General features: G+C 42.3%; 26 protein-coding genes. 9 read left to right on the plus strand and 17 right to left on the minus strand.

The window, feature by feature from the left end; translation table 11 throughout:
• Positions 1 to 28: 28 nt before the first annotated feature.
• From CBI42_RS04255 to nrdR, 15 genes are all read right to left on the minus strand, one after another.
• Entirely contained in the window at positions 29 to 3550 is a 3522-nt protein-coding gene (locus tag CBI42_RS04255) for an SIALI-17 repeat-containing surface protein (RefSeq protein WP_094753334.1), read from the minus strand.
• Positions 3551 to 3878: 328 nt separating this feature from the next.
• Positions 3879 to 4859 carry an acetylxylan esterase gene (locus tag CBI42_RS04260; protein ID WP_049491256.1) on the minus strand — a complete coding sequence of 327 codons (981 nt, stop codon included), beginning with the start codon at positions 4857 to 4859 and terminating at the stop codon, positions 3879 to 3881.
• 319 nt (positions 4860 to 5178) lie between these two features.
• Positions 5179 to 7221, minus strand: a complete 2043-nt coding sequence (recG, locus tag CBI42_RS04270; protein ID WP_256963628.1) for an ATP-dependent DNA helicase RecG — start codon at positions 7219 to 7221, stop codon at positions 5179 to 5181.
• Positions 7212 to 8315: an alanine racemase gene (gene alr, locus CBI42_RS04275; RefSeq protein WP_094753336.1), complete on the minus strand. Its 1104-nt coding sequence runs from the start codon at positions 8313 to 8315 to the stop codon at positions 7212 to 7214. The genes recG and alr overlap by 10 nt, the downstream gene beginning before the upstream one ends.
• Entirely contained in the window at positions 8305 to 8667 is a 363-nt protein-coding gene (acpS, locus tag CBI42_RS04280; RefSeq protein WP_049491261.1) for a holo-ACP synthase, read from the minus strand. Before acpS ends, alr begins: the two co-directional genes overlap by 11 nt.
• 44 nt (positions 8668 to 8711) lie before the next feature.
• Positions 8712 to 9743, minus strand: coding sequence for a 3-deoxy-7-phosphoheptulonate synthase (locus tag CBI42_RS04285; protein ID WP_049491263.1), 1032 nt, complete (start codon positions 9741 to 9743; stop codon positions 8712 to 8714).
• A gap of 1 nt (position 9744) precedes the next feature.
• Positions 9745 to 10776 (minus strand): 3-deoxy-7-phosphoheptulonate synthase, encoded by a 1032-nt coding sequence (locus tag CBI42_RS04290; RefSeq protein ID WP_042750640.1) that lies wholly within the window; start codon positions 10774 to 10776, stop codon positions 9745 to 9747.
• 80 nt (positions 10777 to 10856) lie between these two features.
• Positions 10857 to 13370 (minus strand): preprotein translocase subunit SecA, encoded by a 2514-nt coding sequence (gene secA, locus CBI42_RS04295; RefSeq protein WP_049491265.1) that lies wholly within the window; start codon positions 13368 to 13370, stop codon positions 10857 to 10859.
• Between the two features lie 145 nt (positions 13371 to 13515).
• Positions 13516 to 13803 (minus strand): hypothetical protein, encoded by a 288-nt coding sequence (locus tag CBI42_RS04300; protein WP_049491267.1) that lies wholly within the window; start codon positions 13801 to 13803, stop codon positions 13516 to 13518.
• Positions 13804 to 13835: 32 nt separating this feature from the next.
• Positions 13836 to 14171, minus strand: a complete 336-nt coding sequence (locus CBI42_RS13235) for a hypothetical protein (protein WP_094753370.1) — start codon at positions 14169 to 14171, stop codon at positions 13836 to 13838.
• Positions 14172 to 14256: 85 nt separating this feature from the next.
• Positions 14257 to 15567 carry a ribosome biogenesis GTPase Der gene (gene der, locus CBI42_RS04310; protein ID WP_001207696.1) on the minus strand — a complete coding sequence of 437 codons (1311 nt, stop codon included), beginning with the start codon at positions 15565 to 15567 and terminating at the stop codon, positions 14257 to 14259.
• A 13-nt stretch (positions 15568 to 15580) separates the two neighbouring features.
• Entirely contained in the window at positions 15581 to 16294 is a 714-nt protein-coding gene (locus tag CBI42_RS04315) for an NADPH-dependent oxidoreductase (RefSeq protein ID WP_094753337.1), read from the minus strand.
• The gene (gene dnaI, locus CBI42_RS04320; protein ID WP_061590383.1) at positions 16291 to 17187 is read right to left on the minus strand and encodes a primosomal protein DnaI; all 897 of its coding nucleotides are present in this window, start codon (positions 17185 to 17187) and stop codon (positions 16291 to 16293) included. Before dnaI ends, CBI42_RS04315 begins: the two co-directional genes overlap by 4 nt.
• The gene (locus CBI42_RS04325; protein ID WP_061590384.1) at positions 17188 to 18357 is read right to left on the minus strand and encodes a DnaD domain protein; all 1170 of its coding nucleotides are present in this window, start codon (positions 18355 to 18357) and stop codon (positions 17188 to 17190) included.
• The gene (nrdR, locus tag CBI42_RS04330; RefSeq protein WP_001203672.1) at positions 18358 to 18831 is read right to left on the minus strand and encodes a transcriptional regulator NrdR; all 474 of its coding nucleotides are present in this window, start codon (positions 18829 to 18831) and stop codon (positions 18358 to 18360) included. It abuts the gene before it with no gap.
• Positions 18832 to 18970: 139 nt separating this feature from the next.
• Between nrdR and CBI42_RS04335 the strand changes: the two genes are divergently transcribed.
• From CBI42_RS04335 to CBI42_RS04345, 3 genes are read left to right on the plus strand one after another with little or no spacing between them, the layout of a single operon-like run.
• The gene (locus CBI42_RS04335; RefSeq protein ID WP_094753338.1) at positions 18971 to 19336 is read left to right on the plus strand and encodes a GntR family transcriptional regulator; all 366 of its coding nucleotides are present in this window, start codon (positions 18971 to 18973) and stop codon (positions 19334 to 19336) included.
• A gap of 4 nt (positions 19337 to 19340) precedes the next feature.
• On the plus strand, positions 19341 to 20036 hold the full coding sequence (locus CBI42_RS04340) for an ABC transporter ATP-binding protein (RefSeq protein WP_004256110.1): 696 nt from the start codon (positions 19341 to 19343) through the stop codon (positions 20034 to 20036).
• Positions 20037 to 20051: 15 nt separating this feature from the next.
• A complete protein-coding gene (locus CBI42_RS04345) occupies positions 20052 to 20819 on the plus strand; it encodes an ABC transporter permease (protein ID WP_024057289.1) in 768 nt (255 codons plus the stop codon).
• Positions 20820 to 20850: 31 nt separating this feature from the next.
• On the opposite strand, the gene CBI42_RS04350 is transcribed toward CBI42_RS04345, so the two are convergent.
• Both CBI42_RS04350 and CBI42_RS04355 read right to left on the minus strand, forming a co-directional pair.
• Positions 20851 to 21546 (minus strand): LrgB family protein, encoded by a 696-nt coding sequence (locus tag CBI42_RS04350; RefSeq protein ID WP_094753339.1) that lies wholly within the window; start codon positions 21544 to 21546, stop codon positions 20851 to 20853.
• Positions 21543 to 21917 carry a CidA/LrgA family protein gene (locus CBI42_RS04355; protein ID WP_094753371.1) on the minus strand — a complete coding sequence of 125 codons (375 nt, stop codon included), beginning with the start codon at positions 21915 to 21917 and terminating at the stop codon, positions 21543 to 21545. The genes CBI42_RS04350 and CBI42_RS04355 overlap by 4 nt, the downstream gene beginning before the upstream one ends.
• Positions 21918 to 22201: 284 nt before the next feature.
• On the opposite strand from CBI42_RS04355, the gene CBI42_RS04360 reads away from it, so the two are divergent.
• The 6 genes from CBI42_RS04360 (at position 22202) to queE (ending at position 25240) form a co-directional block, all read left to right on the plus strand.
• The gene (locus CBI42_RS04360; protein ID WP_000221634.1) at positions 22202 to 22582 is read left to right on the plus strand and encodes a MarR family winged helix-turn-helix transcriptional regulator; all 381 of its coding nucleotides are present in this window, start codon (positions 22202 to 22204) and stop codon (positions 22580 to 22582) included.
• A gap of 99 nt (positions 22583 to 22681) precedes the next feature.
• Entirely contained in the window at positions 22682 to 22903 is a 222-nt protein-coding gene (locus tag CBI42_RS04365; protein WP_094753341.1) for a DUF4649 family protein, read from the plus strand.
• 15 nt (positions 22904 to 22918) lie between these two features.
• Positions 22919 to 23233, plus strand: coding sequence for a thioredoxin (trxA, locus tag CBI42_RS04370; RefSeq protein WP_001029581.1), 315 nt, complete (start codon positions 22919 to 22921; stop codon positions 23231 to 23233).
• A gap of 201 nt (positions 23234 to 23434) precedes the next feature.
• Positions 23435 to 24088, plus strand: a complete 654-nt coding sequence (gene queC / locus CBI42_RS04375) for a 7-cyano-7-deazaguanine synthase QueC (RefSeq protein WP_004261757.1) — start codon at positions 23435 to 23437, stop codon at positions 24086 to 24088.
• Entirely contained in the window at positions 24088 to 24531 is a 444-nt protein-coding gene (queD, locus tag CBI42_RS04380) for a 6-carboxytetrahydropterin synthase QueD (protein WP_000464573.1), read from the plus strand. Before queC ends, queD begins: the two co-directional genes overlap by 1 nt.
• Positions 24524 to 25240: a 7-carboxy-7-deazaguanine synthase QueE gene (queE, locus tag CBI42_RS04385; RefSeq protein ID WP_004261754.1), complete on the plus strand. Its 717-nt coding sequence runs from the start codon at positions 24524 to 24526 to the stop codon at positions 25238 to 25240. Before queD ends, queE begins: the two co-directional genes overlap by 8 nt.
• Position 25241: the final 1 nt, after the last annotated feature.

The raw sequence follows: 25241 nt of genomic DNA on the forward strand, positions 1-25241 counted from the left end.
GATGAGCAAAATTCATTTTATTCAAGACCTAGTCTTCTTTTCGTTTCTTCCCTAATGTCAAAACAGATAAGAGACCTGCCACTAATCCTAGAGAAATAAAGGTTGTATTTTCTTTGCTTCCAGTATTTGGAAGCTCATTTTGTTTAGCCGCTGGTGCTTGATAAGTATCACCTTGTCCAAGAGATAACTTCTTAGCTGGACGTTCGTTTGCAGCTGCTAAGACTGGTTTGGTTTCTCCCTTGTACTCTGGCACTTCATGGATTGCTGCCTCAGCTCCATTGACACCTCCTTTATACTCAGGAAGAGCATTTGAAGCTGCCAAGACAAAGTTAGCACCACCTCTATATTCCGGAACCTCATTTGAAGCTGCTAGAACTGAATTTACGCCCCCTTTGAATTCCGGTTTTTCTACTGTTGGTGCTGGTTCTTCTCCCACTGTTGCTAAGGAACCTGTGTATTCAGGAATTTCTGTTACAAGAGCTTCTACTCCATTCACTCCACCTGTAAACTCCGGTTTTTCTACTGTTGGTGCTGGTTCTTCTCCCACTGTTGCCAATGGACCTGTATATTCAGGAGCTTCTTCAGTTACTGCAGCTTCTTCTCCATTAACTCCACCCGTAAATTCTGGTTTTTCTACTGTTGGTACTTCTTCTCCTGCTGTCGCTAATGGGCCTTTGTATTCAGGAACTTCTTCAGTTACTGCAGCCTCAACGCCATTAACTCCACCTGTAAATTCTGAAACTTCATTTGTTGCAGCTTCGCTTCCATTTACACCATGAGTAATTTTAGAACCAACTACTGAAACAGGCAAATTATGCATACTTTCGATAGCTCCTTCTGCTAAGCCTGTAACTTTTTGACCAATATCCTCTGGATCTACTGTAAACAATAGAGTCTTCGTATCATACTGCGTCATAAAAGTAGCTGTTTTACCATTGGCAAGTTGTAAAGTTGGTGCTTGATTGACCAATACTTCTGAATCAAATTCCATGGCAATAATGCCTTGCCCCATATGAACTGCATGTGTAACTTTTGCTTCGGTTGGAGAAACCATATCCTTGCTTAAGAAATCCCAATTAAATTTCTTATAAGACAAGGTATATTCGTTTTGGTTGTTATCTGCATGCTCATAAAGCAATCCATATTCGCCATTCCCGAGATCTTGAATAGAATTGTAGGCAAACTTACCACTTTGAATAGGATTATGCTTAAGCCAAGTCAGCTCTCCATTTTCTTCGACACGAGCTAAGTGTACCAAACCGTTGAAACGTCCTGGTCCACCTGCATTACTAAGAACAATATACTCTTTTCCATCATGCATCGTATGAATAGCAGCCAATTGAACATAAACATCCTTGACATCCGCATAACGTTTTATATCATTTTCCCAAGTTTCTCCACCATCTTTACTAGTAGCAACTTGAAGGTCCCCTGTTAATCCACGCATGAAGAGCTTAAGATCTCCATTATTTAATTGTACAACAGAGGACTCAGTATTTTGAGCATAATAATTACTCATGGTACTTGAGTCAATCACAGTACCATCAGTCAGCGTACGATGGTCATTCACACCACCTCCCATATGCCAAGTCTTACCATGGTCATCTGAGTAGATAATCCGAGATGATTGAGAACCGTTTAAGTGGTTGGTCTGATTAGTTGTATAAGTAGGTACAATGATTCGACCTTTATGAGGTCCGGTATGAAGAGTAATTCCTGTTCCAGGCCCAACCCCTAAGAATTTCATCCAATCAGCTTTTACCATTGGGGTAATATCTTGAGGGGCTGACCAAGTCTTACCATCATCATCACTGTAAGACATCCATAGATAAGAATCCTTAGCAACTCTAAATGGAGACGTTTTATTGCTTGTGAAATAAATATTTCCTAATAGTTGATTCCCTTGATACAAATCACCCTTATCGCTATAAGCTGGTTTAACTGGGTTTACAACAACACGATAATCGGTTGCTTTCCCATCTGGAGTATAAACTGTGCCATTTTCGCGTATTGTATAGGAACCTTCTTCGCCTTCTTTGTAGAGAATTTGGTAAGTTTTGCCATCGATTTGTTTATAGGCTTCTTCTCTTTGAGCAGCCATTCCAAAGATTCCTTGCCCTTCTGGGAACATATCATAGATAGAAAAAATTCGTTTTGTTGCAGGATCTTGAACCAAAACCATATCGATATTCACTGGTGAACCGATTGATGGATTAGAAGCTTTTGGATTATCTCGTAAATTTGTAATTGTTACTCGGTCGCTCCATGTTTTCCCCTTATCCTCACTTCGTCTAACAACCATACCGATATCACCCCAGTCACTTGAATGAAGACGGCGTTCGTCAGCACCAGCAATCAAGGTTCCTTTATCTGTCTTAAGAAGAGCAGGAATACGATAACTCTTGATACCATCTTTATTTGGTTGGTTATGCATACCACCTTCAAAGACATCTTGTTTTTCAGTAACTTTAGCCCCTTCTGGTAGCTTTTGCTCCAAATCAGATCTCTCAAACAATTGGCTCCGTTTTTGAACTTCCTCTGGAGTTAATACACGATCATAAACACTTAAATTACGAACCTGTAAATTTGCTCCCCAAACTGATTTCCCTGCCCGATTTGTTGCACCAAGTTGAGCATGGGTAATATCTGGCATATCCTTGATAAATTTACCAGACTTCAAACTGGTACGAGATAAAACTCCATTTACATAGAGTCTAACTTTTCCTCCTGGATTTTCTGCATTCGGTCTTTCAACAGTAAAGGTAACTGAATTCCACTGCCCAGGCTTAATTTTCAATGGAGCATCCGTATATTTATCATAAAATTGTGTTCCATTAGCATCACGTCCCTCAATTAAGGCTGTATTATTGAGAACAGCCATGGTGAAGTACTCATCTTTTTTCTTATCACTAGACACTGAGAATAGATTATAAAAATCTGGAGCTTTGGCATCTGGCTTGAATTCCATATGAATGGTCGCATTTTGAAGTTTCTTCAATGCATTTAATTCACTAGCTAAATCTACACGCTGACCATTCTTCGAATTTGTTTCAACATCTTCTTTTTCCACTACTGGAGTTGCATTTGCGATGTCTCTAGCGTAATAATCTCGAGGAAGTACTCCCTCTTCTTCTTTATCTTGGTCCTTGTTACTTGCTTCTGTAGTTGCAGAATCTGTTTCTGGTTTATCAGCAGGAGCTGGTGTATTGTCAGCTGCAGGTGTATTTGTTGGAGTGGTTGTCTCTGCTTCAGTAGTCTCATTTTTCTTCAACTTATCCTGATCAACTTCCACACCATTGTCTTTTGCTGTTGCCAATTTTCCAGCTAATTCGCTATCTAAATGAGCAAGACTTCCTGAAGAAGCTTCTTTTGGTAATTCTGATAAACCTTGATTATTATTTTCAGCTGCAGTTACAGTTGAGTTTCCTTGTTCATTTGCCAATACAGGATTTACTCCAAACACCACAGCACCAATGGTTACAGAGGCTACACCCACTGCAAATTTACGAATACCATATCTTTGTTTTCTGTCATAATTCTTCTGATTCATCTTTCTACCTTTCAATATCACCAAAAATAAAGCGCTTTCTTTTTGTTTTAAAATTTTTACTCCCGACCATAGGAAAACACAAGAAAGTAATTAATAAACGAGAGTTCCTCTCCTTCTCTCTTTCAAAATTTAGCTAGCTGTAATCCAAACAGTAGCTCTTTCACTCCTTTCCTAGAGACTTTTTCTTTATTATACAATAAAGTCATAGGTTTATCTCAAGCTTGTCATAGAATAGATTTTACTTTCAGAAATATTTTAATATTTTAATATTTTTAAAAGTACTTTCAACATTTATAACAAAAAAGAGAGCTACTGGCTCTCTCATTCATCACTTTATATACTTAAAAGAAATCTCACTACCACAGAGCCAGTTGTAAACTTGGTCATTGACAAAAACATTCATAGCTTCATGGGCATACTCTGGCATGATAAGATAGGACTTGTCACAGGTCAGACGGTTGTAAATCGCAAACTGGGTAATAGGATAGCAAACATCATCGTCCAAGCCCGTAATCATCTTAACCTCACCCTTGATACGATGGGCAAGATTTTTCACATCGATATAGGCAAGGGTCGCCATGATTTCCTCCTCAGTTTCGTGGAAGGGGTCGTGAAACTTGAAATAACGGAAAAGTTCGTCATAGGCTTCACTTGTATTACCAATCTCAAGCACTCGTCTGAAGTCTGACAAGAAAGGATAGATGGCTACTGTTTTCTGAATCCGAGGATTGAGCGCTGCCGCAACCAAGGCTAGAGCCCCTCCTTGTGAGGCACCATAGCTAGAAAGACGCTTCTCATCCACCTCAGGCAGACTAGCAATAATGTCAACCAACTGGTAAATGTCCAAATAAACATCCTTATAAAAGAGATGCTCCCGACCTTCCACAGCACCACGGATAATATGTCCCTTAACCGTATTTCCTAGTGGAGAACGCAAGCCGTCCTGTGAATAACCTGACTGTCCCCGCACATCCATGGAAACAACACCGTAACCAGCCACGGTGAAGGCCAGCATGTCGGACCAGTCCCAGCCACGTCCCATATAACCATGGAAATGGAAGATTATCGGAACCTTCTCATCACTCTTTGGAAGAACGACTCGTGCATAGATCTTGCCTTCATTGGTTCCTTCAAACGTTAACTCATAGCACTTGACTTGAGGAATGTGGAAATCTCTTTCCTCCAACTGATAAGCTGGAAGAGTTGAAACTTTTTTCACTTCCCCATCCCAGAAAGCATCAAAGTCTTCTGGAACCTCATCTCGTCCTAGGTAGGTCTTAATTTCCTCTAACAATGCTGGATTTTTCATAGTAGCTCCTTTTATTTGTAATCGCTACCACAACTGTAGCATAACTAAGAAAGCAATGCAAGAAATAAAAGTAAATAGATCGTGATTTTTAATTTTTCTCCTTAATTCCTAACGCTTCAAAGTGATTTTAAGCAAGAAAAAAGAGCTATTTAGCTCTTTTTATTCTATTCACAATTTAGTTTTTATCTTCTTTCTTTTGGAAAGTGGTTTGGTAATTTACTTTAATCGTTACGGTCATGTGAGAGTCCTCGTTTCTTTTTGATGACTCTAGTATAAGGGCCAAACCTGAAAGCTAGCTTAAGTTTTCCTTAGAGAAAGCTTAATCTAGATGTTCTTTCTTCTCCAGATGAAGAGCAATCATGCGCCATTCTGGATCCTCTTGCCAAGCTTCTATCGAACTAATGTAACTAGCAACTTTTCTGGCTTCTTCTAAAATCGGAAAATCTTCGATAATATCAGCCACTTGGAATTCTGGAAGTCCTGACTGTCTGGTTCCAAAAATCTCACCCGAACCCCGCATTTTCAAATCTTCCTCCGCAAGGACAAATCCATTGGTCGTTTCTGTCATGATGCGCATGCGGTCTTTCCCAGAATCCGTCTTAGGATTGGCAACGAGAACTGCATAAGACTGCTTATCTCCCCGACCCACACGACCTCTAAGCTGGTGAAGCTGGCTGAGACCGAAGCGATCGGCATCCATGATAATCATAACGGTCGCATTGGGAACATTGACCCCAACCTCGATAACCGTTGTCGAAACTAGAATAGCCGTTTTTTGCTCTTTGAACTCCTGCATAATCTGGTCTTTTTCGTCACTCTTCATCTTACCATGTAGAAGCGCCACTTCTGCCTTACCTGCAAAATGAGCCGTCAATTCCTCTGATAAGGCAATGGCATTTTTCAAATCCAGAGCTTCTGATTCTTCAATCAAAGGAGAGATGACATAGGCTTGTGAACCTTTTTGGATTTCCCCCTCTAACCAAGTCAAGACCTGAGGCAGTTGCTCATGCTTAATCCAACGTGTCACAATGGGTTTCCGACCCGCAGGCATCTGGTCAATAATGGAAACATCCATATCTCCAAAGGCTGTGATAGCTAAGGTTCGTGGTATGGGAGTCGCCGTCATCATGAGGACATCTGGGTTGTCGCCTTTTTCTCTCAGAACACGCCTTTGCCCTACACCAAAGCGGTGCTGCTCATCGATGATAATCAAGCCCAGACGAGCATAATCCACCCCATCCTGTATTAGAGCGTGAGTTCCGATAATCAAATCAGCCTCACCCTTGGCAATAGTCTCCAAGACTTCTCTCTTTTCTGCAGCTTTCAAGGAACCTGTCAAAAGAGCCAGTTTCAAGTCTGGGAAGAGACTCTGTAGACTCTCAAAATGTTGCTCTGCAAGGATTTCTGTTGGTACCATGAGGGCTGATTGGTAGCCAGCTGTCACCGCCGCAAACATGGCCAAGCCAGCAACCACCGTTTTTCCGCTCCCCACATCCCCTTGTAGGAGACGATTCATGTGGTGGTCCGACTTCATATCGGTTAAAATTTCCTGCAAACTTTTTTCTTGAGCTGGGGTCAGTGCAAAAGGCAGCCTTTCTTTTACTTCTGTCACTTTTTTCTGAGACCAGTTCAAAACCAAACCGCTTCCCTGAACTCTATTTTCAGACTTGAGCGTCTGCAACTGCATTTGGAAATAAAAAAGTTCCTCAAACTTGATACGGCGAAGGGCCTGCTTGTATTCTGCCAAATCCTTGGGGAAATGCATGGCACGAACGGCCTGACAACGGGACATGAGTTTGTATTTGTCCAGCAAAGACTGGGGAAGATTTTCCTCAATCAAGAGGTCCAATCCCTGATCAAAGGCCGTCTTAATAACCTTGACCAGACTGGCCTGACTGATTCCCTGAGCCAAGCGATAAACAGGTTGGAGGTCATCTTCCACCTGAGCTAGGACCTTCATCCCAGTCAGACTAGCCTTGGCTCGGTCCCATTTTCCAAAGACAGCAAGGGTTGCTCCCAACTCTATCTTATCTGCTAGATAGGGCTGGTTAAAGAAATTCACCGCAAAAACGCCTTCTCCCTGCTTGAGGCTAAAGCGCAGACGATTGCGCTTGAATCCATAATACTGGACACTGGCAGGAGTCACGACTTGACCAGATAGGACTGCCTTCTCCCCGTCCTCTAGTTCCAATACTTGCTTGGTTTTGAAGTCTTCATAACGGAAAGGAAAGTAGAGCAAGAGGTCTTGCAAGTTTTCAATTCCTAGTTTGGCGTATTTTTCTGCTGACTTTGGTCCCACACCAGGTAAGACATGCAAGGGTTGATGTAGATTCATGCTCCACTCCTTTCTTTTTAATAATATTCTCTCGGAATGCGGTCGCTGAGAAGACAAACCACTTCATAGTTAATGGTTCCACGGTAGGTCGCTACCTGAGTAGCTGTGATCTCCTTGCCCCCATTAGAACCAATGAGGGTGACTTTGGTTCCTAAAGGATAAAGCTTAGGCAGACGAATAGTGATTTGGTCCATAGAAACTCGTCCAACAATTGGGCAAGCTTGCCCATCTACCAAGACCGTGAAATTCTGCATATCTCGTGTCCAACCATCCGCATAGCCGATTGGCACCGTCGCTATGACTTGCTCGCTATCTGCCTGATAGGTCGCTCCATAGCCCATGCAAGCTCCAGCTGAAACTGTCTTGACATGAACCAGAGCAGATTCCAAGGTCAAGGCTGGTTTCAAGTCATAAGGCAAGTCCAAAACCTCTCCGCTAGGATTCAGACCATACATGGCATCTCCCATACGAACCGCATTGAAAATAGTCTCTGCATGCCAAAAGGTCGTTGCCGAATTACTAGCATGAACAAGCTCTGGAAGACCTTTCATACTAGCTAAAATAGTTTTAAACCGTTCTAACTGGGCATTAAAGTAGTCATCTGATTCCTCGTCTGCAGTAGCAAAGTGGGTAAAAATCCCTTCAACACGAGCACCATGTTGTTGGAGCAAGTCTTGAGCCTGCTCAGCCTCACCGGCCTCTCTAAAACCAATCCGTCCCATTCCTGAGTCAATCTTGAGGTGGACTGTCAATCCAGTTAGGTTCGCTTCCTTATCTAAGAGTGCTTGAATCCACTCCAATCCAGCCACCGTCAAGGTGATGTCGTATTCTTTAGCTAGAGCAACAGCTTCGATTTCAGAAACTCCTAAAATAAGGATTTTCTTCCTGAGTCCAGCTTGCCTGAGTTCAATGGCTTCATCGATATTGGAAACGCAAAAGCCATCAACTTCATCCTGAATCGCCGTCGCAACAGCAACAGCTCCATGCCCATAGGCATTAGCCTTGACTACTGCAAATTTGAGCGTTCCTTGAGGGATATGAGCCCCCATTTGCTGAATATTTTGTCGAATAGCTCCCAGATGAATCAGAGCCTTGGTTGGTCTATGTGGACTAGCTTTCATGATTTTCCTCCAAAATAACACTGGCTGTCACAAACTGATCTGTGTGGCTGATAGACAGCCAAATCTTTCCTAAAAATGGTGCCTGACTAAAATAAGGCGCCCCGCGTTCATTGTTCAAGACTTCCAAATCTTGAAAACCGAGCTTGCCAATACCTGTTCCCATAGCCTTGGAAAAGGCTTCTTTAGCCGACCAGCGACCAGCTAAATATTCTATTTGCCTGCGTCCTTTAAGACTGTTAAATCGTTCCATTTCCTTAGCGGTCAGAACGCGCTTAGCAAAGCCTTCATGTCGTGTAACTGCTCTTTCTATCGAAGCCAATTCTTCGATGTCAATTCCGTGTCCAACTATCATTCTCATCAAAAGGAGTTGAGATTCCCCAACTCCATCCTTTTCACTTATTTTGTCAAGGTAGCATAAATCTCTTCTACCAAGGCCTCTGTATTTTCCCAACCTAGGCAAGGATCTGTAATAGAGCAACCAAAGACCTCTGGTTGGTTTTGACGACCATCTGCTAGGTAAGATTCAATCATAAAGCCTCGAACTGTCTTTTTAATCTTCTCATTCCAATCACGATTTTGCAAGGTCTGGCGAACAATTCGAATCTGCTCCATATATTGCTTGCCTGAGTTATCATGGTTGGTATCAATGAGGATAAAGGGATTTTCAAGTCCCATGGATTCATAGCGCTCAATAGCATTTAGCAGGGTTTCATAGTAAAAGTTAGGCTCATTTTTCCCATATTCATTAACTGCACCACGAAGGATGACGTGGGCCAAGGAATTTCCTGAAGTCTCCACTTCTTGACCATGAAAGAGGAAGGTCTGTTTATTTTGAGCAGCATAGATGCCATTAAACATAACACCCAAATTTCCAGAGGTTGGATTTTTCATCCCCACCGGTGCATCAATCCCTGAGGCCACAAAGCGGTGCTCTTGGTCTTCCACAGAACGAGCCCCCACAGCATGGTAGCTGACCAAATCATCTACCAAAACCAGATTTGATGGATAAAGCATCTCATCTGCCGTTGTCAAACCTGTCTCTGTAATCACGCGGTAGTGCAACTGGCGCACAGCCTGCAAACCGTTAATCAGACTTGGAGCCTTAGAAGTATCTGGTTGGTGAACCAAACCTTTATAGCCGTCTCCGTTAGTACGAGGTTTGGCAGTATAAACACGCATAACCATGAAAATCTTGTCCGCCACCTTCTTCTGCAAGGCAGATAAACGGCGGGCATATTCCAAGACAGCCTCTTCATTATCAGAAGAGCAAGGACCAATCACCAAAAGGATACGGTCATCTTCTCCTGAAATAATGTCTGCCAATTCTCTATCACGACGCTCTTTTAGACGCAAGGCTTCCGCAGACAATTGGGTTTCTGCCTTGATTGCTTCAATATCGATTTCTTGACCTTTTTCAATAAATGCCATCTTATTCTCCTAGCGTTTGGTAGATTTCTCTGACAAGGGCTTCTGTATTTTCCCAGCCTAGGCAAGGGTCCGTGATAGACTTGCCAAATACTTCTGGTTCGTTTTGACGGCCGTCTTCTAGATAAGACTCAATCATAAAGCCACGAACATACTGCTTGATTTTTTCATTCCAATCACGATTAATCAAGGTCTGTCGGACAATTCGAATCTGATCCATGTATTGCTTACCAGAGTTGTCATGATTGGTGTCCACAATGATAAAGGGATTTTCCAAGCCCATTTTCTCATACTGGGCAATAGTATCCATCAAATTATCATAGTAGTAGTTAGGAATATTCTTACCATACTCATTGGTCGCTCCACGAAGAATGGCATGCGAAAGTGGGTTCCCAGTTGTTTCCACTTCTTTTCCTAGGAAAAGGAAACTTTGTTTGTTTTGAGCAGCATAAATCCCATTAAACATAACATTGAGATTTCCAGAGGTTGGATTTTTAAAACCAGTCGCAAAATCTGCCCCACTGGCCACAAAGCGGTGTTGCTGGTCTTCAACTGAACGAGCACCAACCGCCATGTAAGAAATCAAATCATCCACTAGCGGAAGATTTTCAGGATAAAGCATTTCATCAGCTGTTGTCATGCCTGTTTCTGTGATAACACGATAGTGAAGATGGCGAACAGCTTTGATTCCGTTGATAAGACTAGGCGCTTCTGTCGCGTTAGGCTGGTGAATCAAGCCTTTATAGCCATCTCCGTTGGTACGGGGTTTGGCAGTATAAACACGCATAACCATAAAGATACGGTCTGCTACTTCTTCTTGTAGAACTGCCAAACGCATAGCGTATTCAAGAACAGCTTCTTCATTGTCAGATGAGCATGGCCCGATTACCAAGAGAATCCGCTGGTCTTCTCCACGTATAATGGCTTCTAGCTCTTTATCGCGCTGTGATTTTCTCTCCAAAGCTTGGCCTTCTAATTTTGATAAGGCACGAACTTCTTCAATATTAATTTTAGGACTTTTTGCTGTAAATACCATAACTCATCTCCTCATAAAGCAAACGGATACCAAGTAAAAATTTACTTTTCACAAGGTATCCGCCTCTAAACTATCTCATTTTATTGTCTTTTACCGTGACAGTTTTTAAACTTCTTACCAGAACCACATGGGCAAAGTTCATTCCGTCCAATCTGACTCAAATCCAGATTTTCAGGCATATTTGCTTGGTGGGCAGCGATATTGCGAGTCGCCGTTGTACTGATATGGTGTTCTGCTTGTGGTCTTTCTTGTTCATGAATTTGTGCTTTCATCATCAAACGTGTCACATCAAACTCAATCGAACCAATCATGTCATTAAACATACGGAAACCTTCTGCCTGATACTCAACAACAGGGTTGTTCTGAGCATAGCCACGAAGTCCAACCGCGTTACGCAATTGATCAAGGGCATCGATATGATCTGTCCACTTGTTATCCACCACTCGTAGAATCAAGACTTTTTGGAATTCTTTAACTGCTTCTTCATCGCGTAGTTTTGAAACCTGACTATCGTAAACTTGCAAGGCACGTTGGAAGAGCTCTTCCTTAATTGCCTTATCAGACAAGCCTGACAAGTCTTCGATTGAAATCGAATCTTCTGGAAGCAAGTTGTACTTAGCAAAGTTCAAAATTGCTTCTAGTTTTTCATCTTGTTTGGCACGCGCATGACCATCAACGACACGACCAATCGTGCGTTTGATCATAGCCTGAATTTCAGGTGCCAAGTCACGATCTGCAGTGATGACGTCGTAACGTTGAGCGTAGATAATCTCACGTTGTTCACGCATGACATCATCATATTGAAGGACTTGTTTACGGGTATCATAGTTATTTCCTTCGACACGTTTTTGAGCCGCTTCAACCTGACGTGTCAACATGCGAGATTCAATCGCTTCATCAGACATATTGAGACGTTCGAAGACACCTTTCAGACGCTCAGAACCAAAACGTTTCATCAAATCATCTTCAAGAGATAGGTAGAATTGTGACTCACCTGGATCTCCTTGACGACCTGAACGTCCACGAAGCTGGTTATCGATACGACGGCTTTCATGACGTTCTGTACCAATAACACAAAGTCCTCCAAGTTCGCGAACCCCTTCACCAAGCTTGATGTCGGTACCACGACCGGCCATGTTAGTCGCAATGGTAACAGCACCACGTTGACCAGCATTCATAATGATTTGGGCTTCTTTATAGTGGTTCTTAGCATTCAAGACTTCGTGAGGAACACCAGCTTCGACCAATTTTTTAGAAATGTAGTCACTGGTTTCAACCGCTACTGTACCAACCAAGACAGGTTGACCTTTTTGGTAACGAGCCTTAACGTCTTTAACAACGGCCTTAAACTTAGCTTCAATGCTAGCAAAAAGCAAGTCTGGATGGTCAATACGCTGAACTGGACGGTTTGTTGGGATTGGAATAACACGAATGTTGTAGATTTCACGGAATTCTTCTTCCTCAGTCTTACCAGTACCCGTCATACCAGACAATTTCTTGTACATACGGAAAAGGTTTTGGTAAGTGATTGAGGCAGATGTCTTAGTTTCATCTTGGATTGGAACACCTTCTTTGGCTTCAATGGCTTGGTGCAATCCATCAGAATAACGACGACCTTCCATGGTACGACCTGTAAATTGGTCGACGATCAAAATTTCTTGCTCTTCGCTCACCACATAGTCAATATCGAGAAGCATGATGTAGTTGGCACGAAGGGCGTTATCGATAAAGTGAGTCAGAGCTACGTTTTCGATGTCATAAAGGTTTTCAAGCTTGAAGTAGCTTTCAGCCTTGTCAATCCCTGAATCAGACAAACCAATAGTCTTAGACTGCACATCAATGATGTAGTCGTCTTTGTCCAACGATTTTACATAGTGGTCTGCCATGTGGTAGAGCTGACTAGTTTCAACAGCGTTAGCACCTGATACGATCAAAGGTGTACGGGCCTCGTCAATCAAGATAGAGTCAACCTCATCAACCAAGGCATAGTTAAGCGGACGTTGTACCATGTTTTCAGCGCGAACGACCATGTTATCACGAAGGTAGTCAAATCCGATTTCTGAGTTGGTTGAGTAGGTAATATCACACTCATAGGCTTCTTTTTTCTCCATTGGAGATTTGGCAGCCAAGTTAATTCCTACTGACAAACCAAGCCATGAGTACAATTCTCCCATCTCAGTCGCGTCACGTTCTGAGAGGTATTCGTTAACCGTAACTACGTGAACCCCTTTACCTGAAAGAGCATTGAGGTATACCGGCATAGTCGCAGTCAAGGTTTTCCCTTCCCCTGTACGCATTTCTGGCACGTCACCATGATGAAGAACGATTCCCCCCATAACCTGAACCTTATAAGGGAAGAGACCTAGGACACGTTTAGCACCTTCACGGACAACCGCAAATGCTTCATAAAGCAATGAATCCAGTGATTCTCCATTTTGATAACGTTCTTTAAATTCAACTGTTTTTGCTTTTAGTTGGTCATCTGTCAAAGCAGCCATTTGGTCTTCGTATTTGAAAACCTTGTCAGCCATCTTTTCCAGACGACGGATTTCTCCTTTATCATTTTCGATAATTGTTTTTAAAATATTAGCCATGTTTTTCCTTACTTTAAATTCCGAATATTTTAGAATGTTCTTTTAATTTTAGCACAATTACTGATTATTTTCAAGGAAGAATCCCCATTTTGAAAAGGAAAAAGAGGCTAGTTTCCAAGCTAACCTCTCTGACTTTTATGATACTTTAATTGCCAAAAATTGGCAAAATGGCAAATAGGATAAATAGGTTAATCCAAAGAGAAAGACAGCAGATAAGTCCAAAAATTAAGAGAACTCCATCGTTGGATAAGAAGGCCATCAAAATGGACAGAATTCCAAAAACTAGCAAGATTTTCTGCATAACGAAGATGTCAATCGTTACCCCCAGAATCGGACTGCCCCAAGGAAGAAAGAAGAAAGCAATCCAGATCAACAGAACTAAACCAATATAGACCTTGGAATAACGTGTAATAAATGGTTTTAGACGTGTCATAAGCCACCTCCTATAAACAAAACCCATATAAATCAATGCCTTCCACTTTTAGACTTCCCTAGTTCCCGTCTCAAGCGAAGCATTTTTTTGAAACAGAAATAAGTTAACCTATTCATACTAATAGCTAGCAGAATAAAAAGAAACCAAATGCCCCATAACTTGATATCTGTCAAATTTCTCAAGACGATATTGAAAAACAGAACTGAAATAACTGTCCAAGCAAGGCTAAAAAGAGCATAGAGGGGGATGTAAAACCAGTAAAAATAGTAAAAAATTGAGAAAAATTTACTATCTCTATTGGCCTTTTCAATCCAGCTGAAAAAGTAAAACCAGGGAAATAAGATTATCAATTTAAACAAATGTTTCATCACCATCCCCCCTCTACTTGATAGCGCTTTCTTTACCTTCATTCTATCAAAAAAATCTGGAAATGTCATTCCAGATTCTACTTTTTTATTTACGTTTTCTTGCGATGAGATGGATTGGCGTTCCCTCAAAAACAAAGGCCTTGCGGATTTGATTTTCCAAGAAACGCAAGTAAGAAAAGTGCATAAGTTCTTCTTCATTAACAAAGATGACAAAGGTTGGTGGTTTGGTTGCCACTTGGGTCGCGTAGAAAATCTTGAGGCGTTTCCCTTTGTCTGTCGGTGTTGGGTTGATGGCAATGGCATCCATGATGACATCGTTCAAGACAGCTGATGGAATACGTGTATTTTGACTTTCACTGATTTGCTTGATCATTTCAGGAAGTTTGTGGAGACGTTGCTTGGTCAAGGCGGATACAAAGATAATCGGTGCGTAAGGCAGGTATTGGAACTGCTCACGGATATCTTCTTCCCAGTTTTTCATAGTGTGGTTGTCTTTTTCAAGTGTATCCCACTTGTTGACCACAATAATCATTCCTTTACCAGCTTCATGGGCAAATCCTGCGATACGCTTGTCGTATTCACGAATTCCTTCTTCCGCATTGATGACCATCAAGACCACATCTGACCGGTCAATAGCACGCATGGCACGCATGACAGAATATTTCTCGGTATTTTCATAAACCTTACCAGACTTACGCATACCAGCCGTATCAATCATGGTAAACTCTTGACCATCTGTATCTGTAAAGTGGGTATCAATGGCGTCACGCGTTGTTCCAGCAACTGGACTGGCAATAACACGGTCTTCTCCCAAGATAGCATTGATCAAGCTTGATTTTCCGACGTTAGGACGACCAATCAAGCTAAACTTAATGACATCTGGGTTTTCTTCTTCATATTCATTTGGAAGATTTTCTACGATGGCATCTAGCACATCCCCTGTACCGATACCATGGACAGATGAGATAGGCAATGGTTCACCCAAACCGAGAGCATAAAAATCATAGATATCATTTCGCATTTCAGGGTTGTCCACCTTGTTAACTGCGAGGATAACTGGTTTGTGGGTCTTATAAAGCTTACGAGCTACGTATTCGTCTGCATCGGTAATTCCTTCCTTACCAGACACGACAAAGACGATAACATCTGCTTCTTCCATGGCAATTTCTGCCTGGTGCTTGATTTGTTCCATGAAAGGAGCATCGACATCATCGATCCCTCCTGTATCAATCATGCTAAAGGAACGATTGAGCCACTCACCCGTCGCATAAATACGGTCACGCGTCACGCCTTCGACATCTTCTACAATGGAGATTCGCTCACCAGCGATCCGATTAAATAGGGTTGATTTCCCAACATTGGGACGTCCTACAATGGCAATAGTTGGTAGGGCCATAATTTCTCACTTTCTACAATAACTTCTTCTGTTCAAGATTTTTTCTAGTTGAGCTTGGTTCAGCTTGACCAAACTGTTCTGCTAGGCGCTGACTCCAGCTTGTGGTTGCACGCGCTCCAGCATAGTCTGCCTGTACACGGTCATAAGACTCAATCACATCAACTGTTTGTTCCTGATATTCTTCCTCAAATACCACTTGATTCAATGGCAAGCGAGGTTTGACTTCATGTTCTTCATTTGGTATTCCCAGTGCCATCCCAAAGACAGGATAGGTGTAGTCAGGCAGGTTAAAAAGCTCTGCCACTTCTTCTGACTTGTATCGAACCAAGCCAATAATGACACCACCATAGCCCAAGCTTTCAGCTGCCAGCAAGGCATTTTGACCAGCAAGAGCCGCATCGACTGAACTAATCAAGAGACCTTCTACACCTTGAGGTTGGAATGAATCAGTATGAAGCTGGGCTCCCTTTTCTGCTCGGTTCAAATCCCCGACAAAGAGAAGAAAAACAGCTGACTGGCGAATGGCTTCTTGAGGTACCAATTCATACAAGGCATCTTTCTTCTCTTGACTTCGTACCACAATCACAGAGTAGGATTGGAAATTCTTCCAAGATGAGGCCATCTGGGCTGCTGTCAGGATTTTAGTCAAGTCTTCTTGAGGAAGGACTTGCTCTTTAAACCTGCGCACTGAAGTATGAGCCTTCATTAATTTGATTGTTTCTGTCATCGACGGTTCACTCCTTCTAAACGAGTCTCCTCAGCCAAATAACGGATGCGTTCCATGACACGTCTGGCTTCCCAGGTTTCGTCATTTCCATGCTTTCCTTTAGCGAAATGTAGCTCCAATTCTTCAAAGTTGAAGTTGGAGGTAAAAAAGGTCGGTAAATTTTCCTGCATCCGATATTGGAGAATGACTTGCAGGATTTCATCCCGCACCCAAGGTGTTGATTGCTCGGCACCAATATCATCTAAAATCAGGACTTCAGACAGTTTAATTTCATCCACCAAGGTCTTAACATTGCCATCACTGATGGCATTTTTGGCATCGATGACAAAGCTAGGATAGTGGAGAAGAGTGGATGAAACACCACGTTTTTCTGATAAATCATGAGCCAAGGCAGCCACCATGAAACTTTTACCCACACCAAAGTCTCCATATAGGTAAAGACCTTTTCGAATAGCTGGATATTGCTCCACGAAGGCTAATAGTTTTTCAAAAACTGGCAAGCGACCCAAATCATCCAAGTCTACTTGAGCCAAACTAGCTTTCTTGAGACTGGCTGGCAGATTGATTAACTTAAGACGGTTCTTAATAGCCGCTTCTTTTTCTGCTGCGATTAGTTCAGGAGTTTCTTCATAAGAAACATCCGCATAGCCATGATTCATAACCAAAATCGGCTTGTAGCCTTTGGCAATATAATCCGTATCCCCACGGAGAAATTTGTCACGCTCGGTGATGTACTGATTAAACTTGGAGATACTGCGATTCAATTCCTCTGGAGTAAGGGATTTTTGCTGGATAAAGGCCGCAACATCAGGGTCCTTCATGATTTTCTGGACCAAATCTTGATAATGAAGACGGCTAGGTTGACGTTTGAGTACGTCTCCGACACTTTCCATCTAATCTCCTCCTTTTTCTAATCGAGCTAATAGTTCTTGTTTCTTACGTTCTAGTTCCAAACGAGTTTCCTCGCTGGTTTCATTCTTATAATCTGGATTGCTCCACTTGGGTACATTGGACTTGGTAGGACTGGGTTTACTGCTTTTTTGAGCCTGATTCTTTTGCCCACGCTCACGGATGCGTAAGACTGCCTCTTCTGCCGAATGAATCTTTTGATAGGCATAGTCATTGGCCACCTTCATGGCATATTTCTCATTGATGTTTGCCGAATCCACCTTATTAAAGGTCAATAAGAGAATGATATTAATGACTTCGTCCAGCAAGCCCAAGCCAGCCATCTGTTGCAAGAGTTCTCTTTCTGTTTGGGTAATGGTTCCCTTGCGTGTTTGCTTGATTTCTGCCAAGAACTGCAGGGCAGTTTTACTTTTGGCTTCTTTGATAATGGTCGTTTCCTTAGGACTAAAGTCAGAGGAAACAGGTTTTTGAGCGATTTTTTCCCGCATGCGTTTGGTTGAAATAACCTGGGAAACAGCTGTTGACTTGGCCAATTGATAAGTTTCAAACCAAGTCCATTTCTTCTCCTCGGCAATGGCAAAGAGGTTTAAGACATCGGACTGCTCATCCGCAAAGCGAAGCCCATCTCTAGCCATAAGCTGACGAAAATGGTCTAAGTCAAAATCGTTGACCACTTTCTTCTTGAGACCAAGGTCTTCTTGACTTCCTAGTTCTGCCAAGTCTGGAAAGACTTGATTGAGTGAGACAGGTATTTCTTCTCCCTCAGCACTCTCAACTTTCAAATCCTCCACAGCTGCATCGCCAATCTTCTTCTCCAAAAGTCTGCGATAAACAGGATGTTCCAAGAAGTCCTGACTCGAAAGTGGAGTATGGAGAGCTAGCTGATAGGTATCACCCTTTTGATAGAGGGTTAAGAGATTAAAAGCAGATAGGATTTTCAGGGATTTTATCAGTCTATCCATCCCAAAGTTAAGATGGTTGAGAATGCTTGAAAAAAGATATTCTTTTCTACCATTATCCCAAAAACTAATCGTATAAAGATAAAGGCTCAGTGCCTCCTGACCGATAATCGGGAGGTAGCACTGTACCAGAGATGAGGTATCTTGCGACACCCGATTATTCTTTAGATAAGAAAAACGGTCAATTGGCTTCATTTATCTTTCCTTTTTCTTTTTAGAGGACTGGGTGATTTGTTGGAGCAAGCTCTCTAGCTCACTGACATCCTTAAAACTACGATAGACACTGGCAAAACGTACATAGGTAATCTCATCTAACTCAGCCAACTCCTCCATGACGAGTGAACCAATGTCCTCACTTTGAATTTCATTTTCATTTCGACCACGGAGTTTCTGTTCGATACGATTGACTACCATGTTGATTTCATCACTTGACACAGGACGTTTCTGGGCTGAGCGGATAATCCCATTAAAGATTTTATCTCTGGAGAACTGTTCCCGTGTGCCATCTTTTTTAACAACCACTAAGGTTCTTTCTTCTACTCGTTCGTAGGTTGTAAAACGGTGCTGGCATTCGTCGCACTCACGTCTTCTACGAATAGTGTTCCCTTCTTCTGCTTGGCGACTATCGATAACACTTGACTTGGTAGCCCCACATTTTGGACAACGCATCCTTTCCCTCCTTATCGTTTTCTTTTCATTATACCATTTTTTAAACGATTCCCAAAACAATTCTTCTTTTTGCTTGACAAGTTTTTTGTTTTGTTGTATTATTTAATTAAGACAAAAGGATAAAAGAAAGGAGACCAAGATGTCCTGGACATTTGACAACAAAAAACCCATCTATTTACAGATTATGGAGAAAATCAAGCTTCAGATTGTTTCCCATACACTGGAACCCAATCAACAACTTCCAACCGTGAGAGAGCTAGCTAGCGAGGCCGGTGTCAATCCAAACACCATCCAAAGAGCCTTGTCAGACCTTGAACGAGAAGGATTTGTCTACAGCAAGCGCACAACTGGACGATTTGTGACTGAGGATAAGGAACTGATCGTCCAATCGCGCAAACAATTATCAGAAGAAGAATTGGAACACTTCGTTTCCTCCATGACCCACTTTGGCTATGAAAAAGAAGAACTACCAGGCGTAGTCGGCGATTATATTAAAGGAGTTTAAGCCTATGTCATTACTAGCATTTGAAAATGTATCCAAATCTTATGGAGCAACCCCAGCCCTTGAAAATGTTTCTCTTGACATTCCAGCTGGAAAAATTGTCGGTCTTCTTGGGCCAAACGGATCAGGAAAAACAACCTTGATTAAACTCATCAATGGCCTCTTACAACCAGATCAAGGACGTGTCCTTATCAACGATATGGACCCAAGTCCAGCAACCAAGGCTATCGTAGCTTATTTGCCGGATACGACCTATCTCAATGAGCAAATGAAGGTCAAAGAAGCCCTAACCTACTTCAAGACCTTCTATAAAGATTTCAATCTTGAACGCGCCCATCATCTACTTGCAGACCTAGGTATTGATGAAAATAGTCGTCTCAAGAAACTATCAAAAGGAAACAAGGAAAAGGTACAACTGATTTTGGTTATGAGCCGTGATGCTCGTCTCTATGTTCTGGACGAACCCATTGGTGGGGTGGATCCAGCAGCCCGTGATTATATTCTCAATACCATTATCAACAACTACTCCCCAACTTCTACCGTTTTGATTTCTACCCACTTGATTTCTGATATCGAGCCAATCTTGGATGAAATTGTCTTCCTGAAGGATGGAAAAGTCGTCCGTCAAGGCAATGTAGATGATATTCGCTATGAGTCAGGTGAATCCATTGACCAACTCTTCCGTCAGGAATTTAAGGCCTAAGCAAAGGAGATTATTATGTTTTGGAATTTAGTTCGCTACGAATTTAAAAATGTTAACAAGTGGTATTTAGCCCTCTACGTTGCCGTGCTAGCCCTTTCTGCCATTATCGGAATACAGACACAGACCTATAACAATCTACCTGCCAAAGAAAGTCAACTTACTATGCTACTTTTTCTAGCTACTGTCTTTAGTGGCTTGATGATTACACTGGGGATTTCAACTATTTTCTTAATTATTAAACGCTTCAAAGGTAGTGTCTATGACCGACAAGGTTATCTGACTTTGACATTGCCAGTTTCTGAACATTATATCATCTCAGCCAAACTAGTCGGTGCCTTTATCTGGTCTATTGTCAGCACTACTGTACTAGCAATCAGTGCTTTCATTGTTCTGACCCTTACGGCTCCAGATTGGTTTGCAACTTCTGACGTGATTCCATTTATAGAAACACATCTTCCTCAACTCTCTCTTATGGGGGTATCCTTCCTACTAAATACTATTTCTGGAATCCTCTGCATCTACTTGGCTATTTCCATTGGACAGCTTTTCAATGAATACCGTACCGCACTGTCAATTGTAGCCTACATTGGTATCCAAATCGTCGTTGGCTTTATTGAACTCTTCTATCGTTCTAACCCTGGTTTCTACTTCCCATCAACCACAGGAGGAGCTGATCAGTTCCAGATGGGTATTATCATGACTATTCTGGAAGAAGTTATTCTTATAGCCATCTACTATCTAGGAACTTATCACATCTTGAAAAACAAGGTTAATTTGCAATAAAAAAGGCCCAGCTAAACAGCTGGGTTTTGATTTAACTCAATATCAAATTGGCTACAATAGGGCTGACAAAGACATAGAGAATACCGGTGACACCGATAGCCAAGCCACCCATGGCTCCTGCTACAGAGCCATATCGAAAGGCTGTTCCTGTTCCAACTGCATGGCCTGTTCCTCCAAGGGAAAGACCAACAGCTACTGGGTCGTCAATTTTCAACCACTTCAAAAGGGTTGGTCCGATAACACTGGTTAAAATCCCAGTCGCCACTACAACCACCAAGGTCACGGTCGTCAGACCTTGCAATTTTTCTGTGATTCCAACTGCCATGGCGGTTGTTACTGACTTAGGAAAGAGAGAAATGGCTAGGAAAAAGTCCATGCCAAAAATCTTAGCTACAAGGGCTGTGAAAGAGGTATTGACCACTACCGCTAGCAGACTACCAAAGAGAATACTGCGAGCATGGTGCTTCATCAAGTGGAAACTCTTATAAAGCGGAATCCCTAGAGCCACGGTCGATGGGACAATCAAGTTGTTCAAATAAACCCCACCTTGGTAGTAATCTTGGTAAGAAATACCCGTCACTTTTAGAAAGATGATAATGAAAACAGCTGACAAAAGCAAGGGCGTTGTCAATGGATGGGGAAAACGTCTGTAAATCAGCATTCCTACTAGATAGGCTAGGATAGACAGGGCAAGCCCAAACAGGGGATTGGAAACAAATTCACTCATTTGGCATCTCCTTTCTCATAATCTCCCTCAAACCGTCTCTTGATGAACTGAACTACCAAGGCTATGAGGATAATATTGATGACTGCTGCAAAAAAGACAATCAAAACAATTGGCAAAAGATAGGGAGCAATCACATCAAACTTCTCCATGATTCCCACTGCTGGCGGCAAAAAGAGAGTGGTCATATTGGCCAGCAAGAAATTCCCCACCATATTGACATGCCTAGTTCTCAGCCACTTGAATTGTAGGGCGAGAAAGAGAATAATCAAACCGATAATACTGCCTGGGATGGGCAAATGAAAGAAACTAGAGATTCCCTCTCCGATTAGAGAAATCACAAAGAGAATCATTAATTGAACATATAATTTCATCCTAAACTCCACAAAATAGACTTCTTGCATACCAGTTTACTCTTTTTTCAGAAAATTTCAAGGAAATGCACAAAAGGTAATGAAAATTAGATATGGAAAGGGGATACAAACAATTCTTGACTTGTGAAAACAGGCATGATTTAGGATAAGAGATGCCAGCGTCCTTCTTGCCAGCTTGATTTAAAAGTAGTATAATTATTGCATGCGCAATCATCTTGTGATGCAGAGACTGTCCGTGAATGGACATTCTTCTATCTTATAACTCTAAAAAGAAAGGAGATACTATGACCTACTTGGAAAAATGGTTTGACTTCAATCGGCGTCAGAAAGAAATTGAAAGTCTCTTGGAAGAGACTATTGCCCAGCAGAGCGAGCAAAGTCTGACCTTGAAAGAGTTTTACCTGCTCTACTATCTGGACTTGGCTCAAGAAAAATCTCTACGTCAGATTGACCTCCCAGATAAACTTCATCTGAGCCCGAGCGCTGTTTCTCGGATGGTGGCTCGCTTGGAAGCCAAAAATTGCGGTCTACTTAGTCGCAGGTGTTGTGATCAAGATAGACGCTCTAGCTTTATCTGCCTGACAAGTGATGGGCAAAAGACACTGGCCACTCTACAAAAGGCTGTTGAAGAGAGCTTGGAAACTGGTTTGGATTTCTTGATTTAAGATGATTTTAGAAAAAAGTTGCGTGCGCAATCATTTTTCTTGACATTCTCTTTTACAAGGAGTAAAATAAAATCATCATTAAACAAAGGAGTTTTAAATATGATTGAAATTACCTATCTAGATGCCAGCAAGAATGAAAGAACTGTAACTTTCGAATCTTATGAAGACTTTGATCGTTCGCAACAAGCTTGCCTTATCGGCGTCGCAGACTACTACCCTGTCCAAAAATTAACTTACAACGGTCATGATTTGGACTACCATGGGACTTATGGAGATATCTTCTTCTATCTCATGAAACAAGATTTAAGCCAATATAACTAAAAAAGGAGAAATACAATGGCAAAAGCAATTACAGATGCAACATTCGAACAAGAAACAAAAGACGGTTTGGTCTTGGTAGACTTCTGGGCAACTTGGTGTGGTCCATGTCGTATGCAAGGTCCAATCTTGGACAAATTGTCTGAAGAGCTTTCAGAAGATGTTTTGAAAATCGTTAAAATGGACGTTGATGAAAATCCAAACACAGCTCGTGCCTTTGGAATCATGTCTATCCCAACTCTTCTCTTCAAAAAAGACGGCCAAGTTGTCAAACAAGTTGCTGGTGTTCACACAGCAGAACAAATCAAGGCCATCGTTGCTGAATTGAGCTAATCAAACGAGAGACCAAGTACTTGCTTTGGTCTCTTTTTTCTTGCCCTTTGCTATTTTTCAAAAAATATGCTAGACTGTATGTAGAATATTACGATGTTTGGGACATGCCATCGCTAAAAAAAACCTTGACTTGGTATTTTTTAGCTCCCTCAAGGGAGCTTTTTGCGTGCTCTGAACATTTCCCATTTTGGAAGGAGTACTATGAAACGTCAATCTGCCTTGGTCGTCTTTAGTGGCGGTCAAGATTCCACAACCTGCCTCTTTTGGGCTAAAGAACACTATGAAACAGTCGAAGCTGTCACCTTCGCTTACGGCCAACGCCATCATCTCGAAATTCAAATCGCTAGAGAAATCGCTAAGGAACAGGGCATTCGCCATCACATCTTAGATATGTCTCTGCTGGGACAAATCACTGAAAATGCCTTGACTTCTGATCTGGAGATTGAGCAAAAAGAGGGAGAGATTCCCAATACCTTCGTTGACGGTCGCAACCACCTCTTTCTGTCCTTTGCGGCAGTTCTTGCTAAGCAACGAGGCATTAAAGACATCGTGACAGGTGTCTGCGAAACAGACTTTTCAGGCTACCCCGATTGTAGAGATGTCTTTGTCAAATCCCTTAATGTTACCCTCAACCTTGCCATGGATTACGACTTCGTTATCCAAACACCTCTCATGTGGCTAGACAAGGCTGAAACTTGGGAATTGGCTGACCAACTCGGTGCCTTTGACTACGTTCGTGAAAAGACCTTAACCTGCTACAACGGGATTATCGGAAGTGGCTGTGGAGATTGCCCAGCCTGCCATCTACGTCAGCATGGTCTAGATGTTTATCTCTCACAGAAAGGAGAGGCCTAATGTTTTTCGCACCCAAAGAAATCAAACAAGAAACTGGGGAGTCTCTGGTCTACAATCCTCACAGAACCTTGGTATCAAAAGAATTTACCTTTGATGCTGCCCACCACCTCTTTCACTATGAGGGAAAATGTAAGTCCCTGCACGGCCATACCTATCATCTGCAGATTGCTGTCAGTGGATTTTTAGATGAACGTGGCATGACCTACGATTTCGGAGACATCAAAGCAATCTACAAGAACTACTTAGAACCCCACTTGGATCATCGCTATCTCAATGAAACTCTTCCCTATATGAACACGACTGCTGAAAATATGGTTTACTGGATTTTCCAAACCATGAACCAAGAGTTGCCAGACGAGCGCGGTCTCCGTTTGGAATACGTTCGCCTCTATGAGACTCCGACTGCCTTTGCGGAGTTTAGACGGGAGTGGTTAGATGACTAGGGAACGTGTCCTCAAACTACCAGTTCTAGAAATTTTTGGCCCAACCTTTCAAGGCGAAGGCCGTGCAATCGGGCAGAAAACCATGTTTGTCCGCACTGCTGGTTGCGACTACCACTGCGACTGGTGCGATTCTGCCTTTACTTGGGATGGCTCTGAAAAGCCAACTCGTATGACTGCTGACGAGGTCATTGCTGCCTTGGATAAATTGGGGAGCTACGACTATGTAACCCTATCTGGGGGAAATCCTGCTATCCTAGCAGCCAACATGGCTGAACTCGTCACTAAACTCAAGGAACGTGGTGTCACTCTAGCTGTTGAGACCCAAGGCTCCCGCTGGCAAAATTGGTTAAAAGACATCGACCAAGTTACTCTCAGTCCCAAACCTCCTTCATCCAAGATGGAAGTCAACTTTGAGACCTTGGACTTTATCGTTTCCCAACTGGATCCAGACAAGGTCACCTTTAAAATCCCTGTCTTTGATGATGCAGATTTGGACTTTGCCCGAGGCATACAAGAACGCTACCAACCAGATGTTCTCTTCTTATCGGCTGGAAATCCTGAGCCCAAGGCTACGGGTAATATTGTCCAAGACCAACTGGACCGTCTCAAAGAACTCTGGGAACGTGTCGCTACTGACGATAGCTGGGGCAATGTCCGCGTCCTTCCTCAACTCCATACCCTCCTTTACGATAACCAACGTGGTGTTTAAG

The sequence above is a fragment of the Streptococcus sp. KR genome (genome assembly GCF_002238115.1).
Taxonomy (GTDB): domain Bacteria; phylum Bacillota; class Bacilli; order Lactobacillales; family Streptococcaceae; genus Streptococcus.